This is a genomic window from Halapricum salinum, from assembly GCF_004799665.1.
Taxonomy (GTDB): Archaea; Halobacteriota; Halobacteria; order Halobacteriales; family Haloarculaceae; genus Halapricum; species Halapricum salinum.
In genome coordinates this window covers 3119021-3133992 of the sequence record NZ_CP031310.1, presented here as the reverse complement: position 1 = coordinate 3133992, position 14972 = coordinate 3119021, and the positions used below count along the sequence as shown (strand labels likewise).

The window sequence follows — 14972 nt, the reverse complement described above, 5'->3', positions numbered from 1 at the left end:
TACCCCTCTCAATTCAGGTGATCACTAATGGCAGAACTCACACTCGACTCGATAACGAAGATATTCACTGACGACGACGGGAGCGACATCGTCGCCGTCGACGACGTCAACGTCGACATCCCGGACGGCGAGTTCCTCGTACTGGTCGGCCCTTCGGGCTGTGGCAAATCGACGACCCTGCGGATGATCGCAGGTCTGGAAACTATCACAGAAGGCGAGATCCGACTGGGCGGCGAACGGATCAACGAACAGCCACCCGCGGATCGAGACATCGCGATGGTGTTCCAGAGCTACGCGCTCTATCCGCACATGACCGTCAAGCAGAACATGAGCTTCGGGCTGGAGGAATCGACGGAGATGCCCGACGAGAAGATCAGCGAAGTCGTCACCGAGACGGCTACGATGATGGGCATCGAGGACCTCCTCGATCGCAAACCCAGCGAACTCTCAGGCGGCCAGCAACAACGCGTCGCGCTCGGGCGGGCAATCGTCCGCGACCCCGAAGTCTTCCTGATGGACGAGCCACTCTCGAATCTCGACGCCAAACTCCGGTCGACGATGCGGACCGAACTCCAGCGTCTTCAGGAAGACCTGGGCGTGACGACCGTCTACGTGACTCACGACCAGACCGAGGCGATGACGATGAGCGATCGGATCGCCATCCTCAACGACGGCGTCCTCCAGCAGGTCGGGACGCCCCTGGAGTGTTATCACGAGCCGAACAACGAGTTCGTGGCCGGCTTCATCGGCGAGCCGTCGATGAACTTCTTCGAGATGGCCGTCGAGGACGACCAGCTCGTCACCGAACAGTTCACCTACCCGATCTCTGAGTCGGTCCGGTCGGAAGTCGACGGCCACGAACGCGTCATGCTCGGGATCCGACCGAGTGCGATCTCGGTGGAGGTCGGTGCGATGCCGGCCGACGATCACGACTTCGCGACGGTCGTCGACGTCGTCGAGCCGATGGGCGACGAGGAGAACGTCTATCTCGCGTTCGGCGACGAGCGCGGTGACAGTGTCGAGACGTTCGTCGCGACGGTCGGCGGGATGCAACGACTCGAAAGCGGCCAGTCGGTGGTCGCTCACATCCCCGAGTCGGCGATCCACCTCTTCGATACGGACGATGGAACGGCGCTGAAAAATCGGGACCTCGAAGACCTCGACGAACGGGATCCACACCTCCAGTAGCGCTACCGCTGCTCGACGGTCACGCCGTCGGCCGGTGTGATCTGATACGTTCGTGGCTCGCGTTCGGGGAACGTCTCCCTGTAGTCGTGTTCGACTGTTTCTGCAATCTCCTGGGCGTTCTGGCCGTCGACTGCGAGGACGACGGCCCCGCCCCAGCCAGCGCCACTGAGGCGCGCGCCGTAGGCCCCGTGTTCGACGGCTGTCTCGACGATGCAATCCAGTTCGGGCGTGCTTGCGTCGAAGTTCGCCGCCAGATCCTCGTGGGCCTCGACGAGGATGTCGCCGAATCGCTCGCTCTCTCCGTCTTCGAGTGCCGTCGCCGCCTGCCGGACGCGGGCGTTCTCGCGTACGACGTAGCCGAGACGCTTGGCGAGTTGGTCGTCTAGTTGGCTCAGCGCGGCCAGGTCCACGGCTGGGGAGTGCTCGACGCCGAGCGCTGCCAGTGCGGACTCGATCGTCGCACGGCGATCGTTGTACGGCGTGCTCGACAGCGATCGTTCGACACCGGAGTCGACGACGACGAACTCCAGATCGGCCGGGATCGGGATCCGGGCGAACGACTCCTCGCCCAAATCGACGAACAGCGCGTGATTCGATTTCGAGAGCGCGACGGAGAACTGGTCCATCAGCCCGCAGTCGACGCCGACGAAGTCGTTCTCGACTCGCTGGCCGAGGCGGGCGAGTTCTTCCCGTGAGAGGTCGAGATCGTAGGCCGCCCCCAGAAACGCCAGCACCGCGAGTTCCAGGCTCGCAGAGGAACTCAGTCCCGCGCCGATCGGCAGGTCGCCGTCGATCTCTCCCTCGAAACCGCCGGGATCGTAGCCCGACTCGTCGAGGACAGCGTAACAGCCGCGAACGTAGTCGGTCCAGTCCCCGACCGGTTCGGGATCGTCCAGTTCGAACGTCCGCGTCTCGCCCATCGCTCGCGAGGTGATCGTGACCGACTCTGCTGGCTCGGCGTCGAGCGTGGTCGCGAGATCGGTCGCGATCGGCATGGCGTAGCCGCCGCTGTAGTCGGTATGCTCGCCGATCAGATTCACGCGGCCCGGCGATCGCACGTGGTACATCGTACGGGTGAGTGGACTGCACGCGTGGTGAGTGTTGCGAAGGAGTCGCTAGAATTATCGGCCCGGGAACCCGAGTATCGGGTCGTGAACCGCCGCAGCATCGAGAACGATCACGGCCGCTACGTCCACCTCTACGAGTTCGACGGTCCGAGCGATCCGGGCGACGATGACTGACTACCCCCATTGCCACCATGACTGAACGCCGCTGGGACCCGTTCCAGCGCGAGTGGGTCGTCACCGCCACCCATCGCCAGGATCGGACCTTCAAACCTCCCAAAGACTACTGTCCGTTCTGCCCGACCGAGGCCGACGACGAGTACCCGACGGCCATCCCCGAGCCCGAGTACGACGTCGCCGTCGTCGAGAACGCGTTTCCCTCGCTCCAACCTGACCCGCCCGAACCCGCCGTTGAGAGTACGGACCTGTTCCGAAGCGCGCCCGCGAATGGGACCTGCGAGGTCGTCCTCTTCACCGACGATCACGACGCCGCGGCCTCGGCGTTCGATGTCGAGCGATTCCAGAAGCTCGCCCGTGTGTGGCAGGACCGGTACGTCTCACTCGGAGACCATCCCGACCACGAATACGTCTACATCTTCGAGAACCGCGGCGAGGAGATCGGCGTGACACTTGAGCATCCACACGGCCAGATCTACGCCTACCCGTTCGTCCCCCCGAAGATCGAACGTGAACTCGACGCGAGCGCGGCCCATCACGAGGAAAACGGCGCGTGTCTGTTCTGTGACGTCCTCGCCGCCGAGCGCAAGGACGGAAGCCGCCTCGTCAGTGAGACCGACCACTTTACTGCTATTGTTCCGTTCCAGGCCCGCTACGCCTACGAGATGCACGTCTACGCCGACGATCATCTCCCGTCGATCGCTGATTTCGAGGAGCGCCACCTCGACGATCTCGGTCGGATGCTCAAAGACATGATCGTACGCTACGACGGGCTGTTCGGCTTCGAATTGCCGTACGTGATGGCCGTGCATCAGGAACCGACGACAGCCGAGGGAGCGGCAGCCGCGCACTTCCACATCGAGTTCTATCCACCACACCGGACGGCTGAGAAACTCAAACATCTGGCCGGTAGCGAACGCGGGGCGGGAACGTACGTCAACAACAAGCTGGCCGAGGAGGCTGCGGCCGAGTTACGGTCGTGTATTGACTCGTCGTGATCGCCGCCGGACCGTCGGTCCGACCGGTACAGTACGTCGCTACGCCCACTCGTCCAGCGAGACGACGGCGTCCGATTCGAGCCGTTCGGACTCGTCGGCCCCTTCCAGAACGGCGTAGTCGCCTTCGATCGTGAGTATCGCGTGGCTCATATCTCAACGAACGATCCCGGAATAGGTAGAGACAGTACCAACACAGTTAGGGGTCGGAGTCAGGAGCCGATCAGACAGCGAGGAGCCACAGCCAGCCAGCCGTCTGACAGAGCGCGAGTGTGACCATCGCAGCGACTGACGGAAACGGAGATCGCTGGCGAGTGTACCGCCGAAATGCCCAGATAGCCACCACGAACGCTGGGATACTTGCGACTGTGACCAGTGTCGGGATGACAGTGCCCGTGAGCCCGAGAAGGGCGACCCCGGCGAGGACGGTCAGGCCTGCGTGGGCCTGCCGTAATCTCGTGGAGCCCCACCGCGTCGGGAGCGTCGACTTGCCGACCGCCGCGTCTGCCTCGCGATCTGGCCAGTGGGTCGCCAGCAGATTGACCAGGACGAGCAGGGTGAACGGAATCATCGCGAGTGCGACCGTTGGTGAGAGTGAGCCAGTCTGGCTCGCTGCCCCGTACAGCGGCAAGAGTAAACCACCAAGGGCGGCGTTTGTCACCTCGCCGAAACCACGCCAGACCAGCGCCAGGGGGCCGACGGAGTACTGCCAGCCGAGGACTGCGATCGACCCGAGTAATCCGAGTGTCACGAGGGTGAAGCCGTGAGCCACACAGAAAATCGCTGCCGTGACGCCGATGCCGAGTGTCGGCCAGGCCGCCCGCCAGGCGAATCGTCTGGGAAGTCCCGTCCGCTGGAGTGCTCCGCTGCCGCCCGAGAACGGCGTCCGTTCGGTCAGGCTGTCAGTCTGGTAGTCGGCGTACTCGTTGACGTAGTGGACCGAAACGGCGACGGGCAGCAAGGCTGTGAGACCGCCGAGCAGCGATAGCAGATCAAGCGAGACTGTCCGGAGTGCGATCAGGGCACCCAGCGTGTAGACGAGTACGATCAACGCCAACTGGGAGGGACGACTCATCGCACACAGTGCGTACACGCGACGGGACGACAGTTCCACACTGTCGGTATGGACGACACCGGGAAAAGCGCGTTGGGGCTGCCATCCTCCGTTACGACTCGCCCGAACCGAGTCGTTCGAGCCACGGCGTCACGTATCTGAATCCGTACAGCGTCAACACACCGAGGACGGCTCCCCAGACGACGTGATTGGCGAGCAGGTCGATGGAGAAGTTCGGAATCGTCGCCGGGAAATCAAGCAGTTGCAGCCAGGCCGGCGCGACGATGCTCGCGGCGAAGACCCAGAGTGCGATCCCCCACCCGACGCCGATAGTCGCGTACGCGGGGAGGGTGTCGTGGTAGCGGTCCGGTGTGATCGAGACGAATCCGACGAACGCGAAGCCGAAGACGACGCTGTGGAACTCGTGCGTGATCCAGCCGATGACGGGGCTCTGGACACCGTAGAAGACACCGATACCGCTGATCGATCCCCCCAAGGATTCCGAGACGAGCCCGTACGCGAGCCCGGCGATCAGCGAGACGGCCAGCGTGACGATCAGATGGGAGACCGAGGGCCGCAAGCCGGTCAGATCGGTCGGGCTCGGCCGCAGGCCCGTCTCGCTGGTCGTCGCACGCGGGAGGACGACGGTGACCGTCGTGCCGGCGTCGTCGACGCTCGTCTCGATCGAACCCTGGTAACTCTCGACGAGGAAGCGGACGACGTTGAGTCCGAATCCAGTGCCGGGATCGTCGAAGGAGTCGATGTCGCCGGTCTCGAGCAAACGCTGCTGGTCGTCGGGGAGTCCGGGGCCGTCGTCGGCGATACTGACGCGCACGGTCGAGGCCGTCTCGACGACCGAGACGTCGATCGACGCCGAGGCAGTCCCCGCGTGGGCTGCCGCGTTCTCCAGCAGATGGGTGAAGACTCGTTCGAGGCGGTCGGTGGCGCGCACTGACACCCCTTTGTCTGCCTCGACACTGATCTCCGCACCGGGATTCTGCTCGCGGACGGCCGTGACGCTGCGGTCGAGACAGCTACGCACGTCGGTCGCGCTAAGCTGGTGCTCGTTCGTTCGTGCAGTTCTAGTGAGATACTTCACCTCTTCGATCGTCTCGGCGATCGAGTCGGAGTGGCGATCGACCAGCGCGTCCGCGTCCCGTGGATCCTCGTCTTTGATTGCCGTGTAGCCACGGATCGCGGCGACGGCGTTGAGTACCTCGTGACGGAGGAATCGGTTCAGTACTTCGAGTCGGTCGGCCTGCCGGGCGAGTTCGGTGCGTTGCTGTCGGTTTCGTGCCGCGTACAACCCCGTCAGGGTGCCGCCGATACTGCCACCGATGAGGAAGTTCGACATGTATGCTCGCTCTCGTGCGGCTGCCAGATTCGACATTCCGTCGACGGCCGAGCCGACGAGCGTGAGCGTGACTAACACGAGCATCGTCCCGGCCCCGACGACACACCATAGTGCCGTGGTCCGCACTAGCGCCGCGTCGACATCTGCGACTGTCAGCGCGACGCCGAACGCGGCGAGACCGAGTCCGAGCAACAGCGGGACGACTCCGGCGAGGTAGAACCGGAATGGGTCCTCGTAGATCGCGAGCGTGACAGTGAATCGCGTCAGAAAGAATCCCACGCCAGCGATCACGAGACCGCTGTAGTTGATCCGGGACCCCATCAGTCGTCCATACATTGGTGTATTGGACAATAAAGACACAGGTCCACGTGAAGAGACCTGTCGACGGTGGCACGGCTGCGCGTGTATGCGCAGCCAGTCCGGCCGGGAGACGTGACCTGTCGACGGCGGCCCGCGAGCACGTTCACGTGCGAGTAGTCCAGCCGGGAGACGTGACCTGTCAACGGCGGCCCGCGAGCGATTTTATGCGCGAGTAGTCCAGCCGGGAGACGTGACCTGTCGACGGCCGTCTCGCGAGCAGTTTCGTCTGGGCGACGTCGTGAACCGGGGGCTGGTTTGATATGTGAGGCCGCCGAGCACACGCGTATGCCCGAGGACAACCCCCTCAGCATGGCCTTCGAGGTACAGCGCCGGGCGATCGAACAGAGCAACGAGGCTTTCAAGCGCAGTCTCCAGTTCCAGAAACAGCTTTCGGAGTCACTCGTTGGCGGCCTCGAAAGCGGTGCCGAGGCCCAGCAACGCAGCGCCGAGATGACCCGCGACGCGATGCACTCCCAACTGGATATGATCGAATCCACGGTTCCCGGGTCGGTCGCGGGCATCGAGCAGGTCAGAGAGGCGATCGACGAGCAGTTCGACGCCGTCGAACAGGCCGGCGAACAGGCCCTGGAGATGACCGAAGAGGGGATCGAGAACGCCGAAGAGGCCACCGAGGCCTACGTCGATTCGCTCGACGAGCAGCTGTCGGCACTGCTGGACGCCCACGCAGATCTGGAGGCCCAGACCGGACAATTTCTCGACCAGACCGAGTCACAGCTCGAACAGCTCCGCGAACAGAGTCAGGCCCAGGTCGACGAACAGATCGAACAGCTGCTGGAACGCATCGAGTCACTCCGCTCGGAGATCGAATCCTGAGTTCGGCCACTCATTTATAAATGGGTGACGAACATGTTCACCCGATTCCCGATCCGCTGGAATGTGCTGGACCCCCTATATGAGGGGGCTTCAAATGCTCGGGTGTAATGACCGATCGCATCGGCGCGCCCGGAACGGGACTGTCTCGACGAGAATTTATCGCAGCGACTGGGACCACCGGAGCACTCGCTGCCGCAGGCTGTGCAGCACCGGCCAGCAGCGTCGACGACACCGGTAGGACCGAGAATCTCAGCGCTGCCCAGCAAAGCGATCTCCCGACGACGAGTCCGCCCGAAGTCGTGCAGGTCGACGAGCAAGGCAACCAGGTGACGCTCGGGACGCAGCCGGCCGTCCACCAGGCCCATCCGCTAGAGACGATGGGCGGGCCGGTCGAACTCCCACGAGTGTGGGCCTTCCAGGCCGACGACGGCCCCCTCAGCGTCCCGGCACCGATCCTGCGGACGACCGAGGGCGAAGACATGGAAGTGACGCTGGACAACACCAACGGCCAGCGGCCACACACCGTTCACTTCCACGGCGTCACCAAGCAGTGGAAAGACGACGGCGTCCCGACGACGACGGGAATCACCGTCGAACCTGGCGAGAAACACACCTACGAAATCCCGGCGAACGTCCCCGGAACCCACCTCTATCACTGCCACTTCCAAACCCATCGTCACATCGACATGGGTATGTACGGCATCTTCCGAGTCGATCCCAAGGACTACGAGCCGGCCGACAAGGAGTACTTCATGACGGTCAAGGAGTGGGACTCCCGGCTCAACAAGATGATGGCCGGCCAGGACGCCAGCTACTCGCCGCGCGACCGCCAGCCCGACGTCTTCACCGTCAACGGAAAGGTCGCACCACGGACGCTCCACCCCGAGGATGGATCACCGTTGATCGTCGAACAGGGCGATACCGTCCGGGTGCACTTCGTCAACGGCGGGTACATGAGTCACCCGCTGCACATTCACAACCACCGCTTCGAGCGTGTCGAGAAAGACGGCGGCGTGATTCCGGAGGCGGCACGCCACGAGATGGACGTGACCAACGTCGCGCCCGCCGAACGCCACACCATCGAGTTCGAGGCCGACGCCGACCCCGGGATCTACCTCATGCACTGCCACAAGGTCAACCACGTCATGAACGGCAATTTCTACCCTGGCGGGATGCTGACCGGCGTCGTCTACAAGGAAGTCATGGACACCGACATCTTCGCGAACCTGATGGAATACGCGGGATACGAGGTGTGAGACATGGGTCAGAACAGAGGGGTGAGTCGGCGAACGGTTCTCAGCGGCGTCGCAGGTGCCGCTGGTGCGGCGGCACTGGCCGGCGTTCCCACGGCCGCGGCCAAACCGAGCTTCGACGGTTATCTGGACAACGCCGGCAACTACGACGATCTCGTCGACAAGACTGGCCAGAACGAGGTGACAATCGAGGTCGGCGTCTCGGCTAACAACGGCCCGAACGGCTTCGGTCCCGCGGCGGTCCGGGTCGATCCCGGAACCACTGTCGTCTGGGAGTGGACCGGCGACGGCACACACAACGTCGTCGCCGAAGACGGCTCCTTCGAGAGCGAGTACGCCAGCGAAGCCGGACACACTTTCGAGCAGACCGTCGAGTCTGAAGGGGTCGTCAAGTACTACTGCAACCCACACAAGGTGATGGGGATGAAAGGCGTCGTCGTGGTCGGCGAACCCGGCGTCGGCGGCGGCGGTGGCGACGAATCCGACCGGCAGACGAGTGGTCCCGATTACGGCGACTGGTTCGCGAAGACGGGCAACTTCGAGCGGACCGTCGACCAGACTGGTCAGGACGAGGTGACAATCGAGGTCGGCGCTGGCGGGAACAAGGGCCCCTACGCGTTCGGCCCGGCAGCGGTCCGGGTCGACCCCGGGACGACGATCGTCTGGGAGTGGACTGGCGCAGGTGGGACTCACAACGTCGTCGCTGAAGACGGCTCCTTCGAGAGCGAACTCACCGGCGAAGCTGGTCACACCTTCGAGTTCACCGCAGAGTCGGGGACGTACAAGTACGCCTGCACTCCGCACACGGAGATGGGGATGCGCGGTGCGGTCGTCGTCGGCGGCGGAGACGGGCAGACGCGTCGGGGCTCCGGCCGACTGCTCGCGATCGGCGGCGGGGTCGGTCTCACTGGTGCGATCTTCGGCCTCTTCGGCGCTGGCGTCCGTGAGAAGACTGGCCGGCGCGACTGATCGATCCATTTCTATTCGTGAGAATGGGACCCAAACACTCTACATAGCGCATTATAGATTGATGGTAATGATGGCAAGAGGTTTGGCTCATCACAGACCGTCTTTCGATGGGGTATTCGGGCTTCACAATCGGGGTGAAAGCCGTGCACGTTGACGCTGATTCGCTCGAACAGTTGAACCTCCGTACCCGGGACGGGGCTGAACGAGCCGGGCGCGCGCTGGCCGAGGCCGTCGATACGGAGACGCAAATTGGCGCGACGAAGATCACCATCGCCAGCCAGGGTGATCTGGTCGCGGAGCTCATAACGGCCGGCGAGGAGTGTCTTGAGTTCGAACTCCGGGGTCCACTGTCGGGGACGGCGATCCTGGCGTTCGACGAGCCAGCGCAAGCGTTGATCGGGGAGGCGATGGCCGAACGCGGCGGGCTCGAAAGCCTGGCCGCGGAGTTGCTCGACGCCTTTGTCGACGAGTGGGAGGCCCACGTCGGCGGGACACTCTCGGTCGAAGCGGCGACCTATATCCCGGATCCCGCTACACACGACTTTGGTTTCGAGACGATTAGCGACGAAACCGAGAGCGCGCCGCTGTTCCAGGGCCGGATCGAGGCCGTCGGCGGTGATGGTCGGGTCAAACTACATCTCCTGCCGGATGCCACGTCACTGGAGACACTGTTGAGCGTCGACGAGAGCGACGGTGACAGTTTGGATGTCACCGACGACTTCGACGCTGACGAGAATGCCGGGGCCAGCCAAGACGATGGCTTCGCTGGAACGCTCGACGATTCCGAGCCGGAGGGAGCATTCGGGATGGGCGACAGCAACGGGGATGGCGGGCTGTTCGACGACGCCGAAGAGGAGACACCACCGCTCCCACTCGACAAGCTCTCGGTGTTCAGCGACCTAACGCGCGCCGGGACGCACGCCGCAGCCGAGCGCGTCACGATGATGACCGGGATCGAGACCGAGACGGAGATCGCCGGGATCAGCTTCACGCCGATCGACGACATCTCGGCGGATCTCGGCGGGAAGACCTACGTCGGGACGACCACAGAGTTCGAGGGAACGCCCAGCGGCCACCTCGTGATCATGTTCCCCGAAGACGGCGCGAAACGGATCGCCGAGGCCATGATGCCTTCGATCCCCGACGGCGAGGGGCTGACGCCGATGCACGAGAGCGCGCTCGAAGAGTTGGGCAACATCATGACCTCGGGGTTCATCGACGGCTGGGCGAACGTCCTCCAGACGAGCGTCGATCACACGCCACCCGAATTTTCCGACGACATGGAACTCACGCTATTAGAGGTCGTCACCGACCAGCTCGGGCCGTTCCAGACCCACGCCTACACGATCGAGTCGCGGATCACAACCGACTCGGTCGCGTTCGACTGTGAGATTCACGCCCTCCCCAACGAAGCCCAGCTGAGCGCGGCGCTGGACGATCTACTCGTCGCGCGAGCCGACCAGGTCGAGGCCGACCCGGAAGACGTCTTCTGAGAAGCGAGTCGGTTGCCAGCCAGTCAGTGGCTGTGGCCGGTGAGTTCACCGAACGTCGCGCCGAAGCGCTCCTCGAACAGCTCCATGATCTTGTCTTCGGCGTCGACGAGTTCTTCCGGCGCGTCGCCCTGGCCGTGGTGGATCGCGCCGTGAACACGCTGGGCCAGCCCGAACATGGCGATGTCGCCGACGATCTCCGGCGGCGTCTCGTCCTCCTCTTCCCGAAGCATCGCGAGCAGCGAGGTCGGGACTGTCAGCTCGTCTTCTGTGCCGTCGTCGGCTTCGATCGTGAGCGTCACTGTCTCTGCCATGCACACGTCTTTTCGCCGGGCCCATATGCAACTGTCGGGTTCGTGTGCCCGAGCGGTCGGCGAGGGAAACGTCGCTACTGACGGCAACCTGTTGTGAGACGGCGGGTTCGCGTTAGTCGTCGGCTTCGGCGGCCGCGTCGGCGTCGGCTTCAGTCGTGGCCGACTCTCTCGATTCGAGGTACTCGTCGGCGTCGATGGCGGCCTTACAGCCCATTCCCCCAGCGGTCACGGCTTGCTGGTAGTGAAAGTCGACGACGTCGCCGGCGCCGAAGATTCCCTCGACGCCGGTCTCGGTCTGGCCGCCACCTTTGCCGCCCTCGGTCTGGATGTAGCCGGCGTCGTCGAGTTCGACAGCCGTGCCTTCGAGATATTCGGTATTGGGCGTGTGACCGATCGCGAGGAAGACTGCACCGACGTCGAGGTCGAAGTGCTCGACCTCTTCTGCCTGCTCGGTATCGAGTTTCTCGGTGGGATGGCCGTCGGGATGACGCACGAGCGAGGCACTCTCGATGCCGTCCTCCCGGGTGCCGTTGATCTCGACGGCTTCCGTGTTTTTCAGGATCTCGACGTCGCCAGCGTCGACTTTCTCCATGATGCGGTCGACCCAGTAGTCCTCGGCGCGGAACTGCTCGCGGCGGTGGGCGATGTAGACGGTGTCTGCGAACTTCGTCAGGAAGTTGGCTTCCTCCATGGCAGCGTCACCACCGCCGACGACGAGCATGTCCTCGCCGCGGAAGAACGCACCGTCACAGGTCGCACACGTCGAGACGCCGTACCCCATCAGCTCGTCCTCGCCAGGAATACCCAGCGTCCGCGCGCTCGCCCCCGAGGCCGCGACGAAGGCGTCTGCGGTCAGCGTCGAACCGTTCGAGAGCTGGATCTCCAGGGGGTCGGCGTCGTCGTCGATGGCTTCGACGACGCCGTTCTCGATCTCGGCCCCGAACTTCTCTGCCTGTGCTTTCATGTTGTTGATCAGGTCGGGACCGCTGATCCCTCCGGGAAGCCCGGATAGTTGTCGACTTCGGTCGTCAGCGTCAGCTGGCCACCGGGTTCGTCGCCTTCCAGGACGAGTGGTTCGTTGTTCGCTCGGGCAGCGTAGATGGCGGCTGTCAGGCCGGCGATGCCGGACCCGGCGATGACGAGTCGGTGGTGCTCGGCGTCTTCACTCATGATCCGAGATACTGCCGCGCGTCGTTTGTACCTTGCGCTGTCGGGTAGAACGAGTGGTGGAGTGCGACGCGATCAGGGGGTACGTTCCTTCGAGTGTCGCCTCCGCGAGGACGTGCCGTTGACGCTCTCCTCGGCGTCGATAGCGCTCCACTCCTGGGGAATCTCGGCTTGTGCCGTGGGGATGTTCCAGACGACCCAGTGGTCCCAGACCTTCCCCGCTGTGTCGACGATCATCGCGAGCGTCTCGGCGTCGTTCGGGACGCCTGCAAACCGGAACGGTGGGTTCACGTTCCGCTCGGTGTAGCCGTACTCGTCGGGTATCGGTTCCCATTCCCTGAACGCCGGACTGGATACCGTAAGCTGTGACATCGGTTTCCCTGCGCGACCCCGCGCGGCTCGTCCTGCCTTCGCCTCGAGTGACAACCACACTGGCACGGCTCGACAGTCACGAGTCACGGCAAGCGTCGCGCTGTAGCGACGGCATCGAGTGCCAGTATATAAAAGATGGGTCCGCGAAATAGCGTTAGGCCGACCGGACGACTACTCGTCGTCGGTGTCCGGCATGGTGGCGTCGCCGGAGCCGGGGCCGGTCGGGAAGTAGAACTCGTGTTCGGACTCGGTCTCGAAGCGGTCGAGAACTTCTCGCAGCGGGCGGGCGTACCGCGAGAGGTCTTCGGCGCGCTGGGTGACCTCGTTGAGTTCGGCGGCCTGTTCTTCGGCGGCGCCGGCGACGTTCTCGGCTTCGGCCATGGTCTCCTCGCTGAGCTCGGTCAGGTCGCTCAGCATGGTCGCAATCTCCTCGATCCGGTCGAGGGATTCGCCGAAGTCGACGTCGTTCTCGGCGGCGAACTGTTCGAGGTCGTCGGCGATCTCGTCCATCGTCCCGGAGATCTCCTGGAGACGCTCTTTCTGGTCGTAGGCGTCGTCGGAGATCTTCTGGATGGAGTCGGCGACCTGCTCGGAGGCGTCCCGGACGCTCTCTGAGGAGGTCTGGACGACCTCGCCGGCCGTTTCGACCTCGTCGGCGAAGCTCTTGAGCTGGCCGGTGGTCTTTTCGAGTTCGTCGATCATCTCGTTGAACTCGTTGGCGATACGATCCATCGCCTCGTTCTCTCCGTCGGGATCCATCCGCTGGGTCAGATCTCCGGAGGCACACTGCTGCATGATTTCGGCGTACTCGTCGGCCTTCTCCTGGAGATAGTTGGACATCTCCATCGCCTCCGCGCGGGAGACTTCGGCTTCCTTGCGGGCCTGCTCGGCCTCTTCGATCTGCTGTTTCAGTGCGTCGCGCATGTTGGCGAAGCCCTGATACAGCCGGCCGATCTGGTCGTCACGCGGCGAGTACAGATCGACGTCGAGGTTGCCTTCCTCCATCTCCTCGGCTTTGCCTTTCAGGCGGTCGATCGCTTTGGCCGTGTTGCGTCCGAGGACGATCCCGAACACGCCGATGAACAGAATCCCGACGAACGTCGCGATCAACTGCTGGTTGGCGACCGACTCGACCTGACCGTAGGCAGTGTTCTGATTCTGGTGAACCAGCACGACCCAGTCGACAGACTGCCCGATTCCGGCGGAGGAGATCGTCGGCACCTTCGAGGACGCGACGAGGTAGTTCTCGCCACGCAGGTTGTACTCGCCGACCCGGTTGTTCGCTTCGCCACTCAGTACGCCACTCCCTTTGTTGGGTGCCAGCTGGACGACCGATTCGCCGTTGCCGGCCCCACGCGCGTCGGTGATCGGCTGACCCCAGACGCTGTCGGAGTAGTTCTGGAGCAACAGCTGGGTCGTCCCACTGTGTTCCATGAGGATTCGGTTCTGGCCGTCGACGACCATCGTGACGCCGTCCTGCCCCGTCTGGCTGAGGCTCTGGGTGGCGAAGTCCGTCGGCGAGATCGTGTACACGATCGCGTGCTGATTTTCGTCATCGTCTCGAATCGGGCTGATGAACGCGATCCGAACCGTTCCTCGCTGGTCGACGTACGCTTCCGACCGGACGACTCCCTGACCGATCTCGACGCCATCCAACGAAACTGCCAGTGAGTCGTTCAATTCACTGAACGACGTGTTGTCGTAGGCGTCCCGGCTACTCCGGACGATCTCTCCGTTCGTCACGTCCGCGTAGTGGACGACGGGACCGGTCCCGCCCCACGTATTCCCTTCGTTCCGTTCGTCGAAGAGATAGCCGTCTATCCTCGATACGTTCGCACTGGTCATGATCGGCATCCGGCTCAACTGCGTCGCCTCGCGGCTGTTCTCCCGGATCCAGCTATTGACGTTGTTCGCGTCCTGTAACGCGATGCTCCCGTACTGTTCGTTGACTTCGTCCCGGAACTCGTCTTTGACCAGTTCCGACCCGACGAAGCCGACGGCACCGACTGCCAGGCCCAATATCAACAGCGCAATCCCGAACTTGATCGCGAAACTGCGCCGGATGAAGCCGGGCGTGATCTTTCGAACGACGCCCATCGGCCCGCCGCCTCTCGATTCGTCTCCTGTGTCACTCGATTCGTCAGTACTCATATATGTGTGGTCCGTCTGTCTCGCTTCCCGTCTGTGCGCCCACGCCCGATGTTTTCGCTCACGGTTCGTCCGAACATTGCCACGGTTTTACATGCAGTTGTGTTACGTATCGTTACATAAGTGTTGTGAGTCCGTAGAGCCGATCGGGCTCGGAGGGGGTTTCTTCTTGCCCCGATACAGGCCCGAAAGAAGTTCCTCCACGAACGCACCATTGCCCGTCGATTTACTCG

The 14972-nt window shown here is 63.4% G+C and carries 12 protein-coding genes and 1 pseudogene; 6 read left to right on the top strand and 7 right to left on the bottom strand.

Annotation, left to right across the window (positions count from 1 at the left end):
* The first annotated feature begins 27 nt into the window (after positions 1-27).
* Complete coding sequence (locus DV733_RS15425) at positions 28-1188, top strand: ABC transporter ATP-binding protein (protein WP_049992868.1); 1161 nt, start codon at positions 28-30, stop codon at positions 1186-1188.
* Between the two features lie 2 nt (positions 1189-1190).
* On the opposite strand, the gene galK is transcribed toward DV733_RS15425, so the two are convergent.
* Positions 1191-2255 (bottom strand): galactokinase, encoded by a 1065-nt coding sequence (gene galK / locus DV733_RS15420; protein ID WP_049992867.1) that lies wholly within the window; start codon positions 2253-2255, stop codon positions 1191-1193.
* A 191-nt stretch (positions 2256-2446) separates the two neighbouring features.
* On the opposite strand from galK, the gene galT reads away from it, so the two are divergent.
* Positions 2447-3427, top strand: coding sequence for a galactose-1-phosphate uridylyltransferase (gene galT / locus DV733_RS15415; RefSeq protein ID WP_049992866.1), 981 nt, complete (start codon positions 2447-2449; stop codon positions 3425-3427).
* 220 nt (positions 3428-3647) lie between these two features.
* Here the strand turns inward: galT and DV733_RS15410 are convergent, their stop codons facing one another.
* A complete protein-coding gene (locus DV733_RS15410; RefSeq protein ID WP_079979448.1) occupies positions 3648-4499 on the bottom strand; it encodes a prenyltransferase in 852 nt (283 codons plus the stop codon).
* A 91-nt stretch (positions 4500-4590) separates the two neighbouring features.
* Positions 4591-6153, bottom strand: a complete 1563-nt coding sequence (locus tag DV733_RS15405) for a sensor histidine kinase (protein ID WP_049992864.1) — start codon at positions 6151-6153, stop codon at positions 4591-4593.
* A gap of 324 nt (positions 6154-6477) precedes the next feature.
* Between DV733_RS15405 and DV733_RS15400 the strand changes: the two genes are divergently transcribed.
* The 4 genes from DV733_RS15400 (at position 6478) to DV733_RS15385 (ending at position 10741) form a co-directional block, all read left to right on the top strand.
* Positions 6478-7026 (top strand): hypothetical protein, encoded by a 549-nt coding sequence (locus DV733_RS15400; RefSeq protein WP_049992863.1) that lies wholly within the window; start codon positions 6478-6480, stop codon positions 7024-7026.
* Between the two features lie 107 nt (positions 7027-7133).
* Positions 7134-8282, top strand: coding sequence for a multicopper oxidase domain-containing protein (locus tag DV733_RS15395; RefSeq protein WP_049992862.1), 1149 nt, complete (start codon positions 7134-7136; stop codon positions 8280-8282).
* 3 nt (positions 8283-8285) lie between these two features.
* Positions 8286-9248 (top strand): halocyanin domain-containing protein, encoded by a 963-nt coding sequence (locus tag DV733_RS15390; RefSeq protein WP_049992861.1) that lies wholly within the window; start codon positions 8286-8288, stop codon positions 9246-9248.
* Positions 9249-9391: 143 nt separating this feature from the next.
* On the top strand, positions 9392-10741 hold the full coding sequence (locus DV733_RS15385) for a chemotaxis protein CheC (RefSeq protein ID WP_161569363.1): 1350 nt from the start codon (positions 9392-9394) through the stop codon (positions 10739-10741).
* 23 nt (positions 10742-10764) lie between these two features.
* Here DV733_RS15385 and DV733_RS15380 read toward each other — a convergent pair whose 3' ends face one another.
* From DV733_RS15380 to DV733_RS15365, 4 genes and pseudogenes are all read right to left on the bottom strand, one after another.
* Positions 10765-11052 carry a DUF7545 family protein gene (locus DV733_RS15380; protein ID WP_049992859.1) on the bottom strand — a complete coding sequence of 96 codons (288 nt, stop codon included), beginning with the start codon at positions 11050-11052 and terminating at the stop codon, positions 10765-10767.
* A gap of 112 nt (positions 11053-11164) precedes the next feature.
* Positions 11165-12222: pseudogene (locus DV733_RS15375) on the bottom strand (NAD(P)/FAD-dependent oxidoreductase).
* 72 nt (positions 12223-12294) lie between these two features.
* Positions 12295-12591 carry a YbhB/YbcL family Raf kinase inhibitor-like protein gene (locus tag DV733_RS15370; RefSeq protein ID WP_079979447.1) on the bottom strand — a complete coding sequence of 99 codons (297 nt, stop codon included), beginning with the start codon at positions 12589-12591 and terminating at the stop codon, positions 12295-12297.
* Between the two features lie 171 nt (positions 12592-12762).
* Complete coding sequence (locus DV733_RS15365; protein WP_049992856.1) at positions 12763-14742, bottom strand: PDC sensor domain-containing protein; 1980 nt, start codon at positions 14740-14742, stop codon at positions 12763-12765.
* Positions 14743-14972: the final 230 nt, after the last annotated feature.

Coding starts and splice junctions, on each gene's coding strand:
- DV733_RS15380 (WP_049992859.1), bottom strand. CDS start 11,052: ATGGCAGAGACAGTGACGCTCACGATCGAAGCCGACGACGGCACAGAA.
- DV733_RS15425 (WP_049992868.1), top strand. CDS start 28: ATGGCAGAACTCACACTCGACTCGATAACGAAGATATTCACTGACGAC.
- DV733_RS15365 (WP_049992856.1), bottom strand. CDS start 14,742: ATGAGTACTGACGAATCGAGTGACACAGGAGACGAATCGAGAGGCGGC.
- DV733_RS15405 (WP_049992864.1), bottom strand. CDS start 6,153: ATGGGGTCCCGGATCAACTACAGCGGTCTCGTGATCGCTGGCGTGGGA.
- DV733_RS15395 (WP_049992862.1), top strand. CDS start 7,134: ATGACCGATCGCATCGGCGCGCCCGGAACGGGACTGTCTCGACGAGAA.
- galK (WP_049992867.1), bottom strand. CDS start 2,255: ATGTACCACGTGCGATCGCCGGGCCGCGTGAATCTGATCGGCGAGCAT.
- DV733_RS15410 (WP_079979448.1), bottom strand. CDS start 4,499: ATGAGTCGTCCCTCCCAGTTGGCGTTGATCGTACTCGTCTACACGCTG.
- galT (WP_049992866.1), top strand. CDS start 2,447: ATGACTGAACGCCGCTGGGACCCGTTCCAGCGCGAGTGGGTCGTCACC.
- DV733_RS15370 (WP_079979447.1), bottom strand. CDS start 12,591: ATGTCACAGCTTACGGTATCCAGTCCGGCGTTCAGGGAATGGGAACCG.
- DV733_RS15390 (WP_049992861.1), top strand. CDS start 8,286: ATGGGTCAGAACAGAGGGGTGAGTCGGCGAACGGTTCTCAGCGGCGTC.
- DV733_RS15400 (WP_049992863.1), top strand. CDS start 6,478: ATGCCCGAGGACAACCCCCTCAGCATGGCCTTCGAGGTACAGCGCCGG.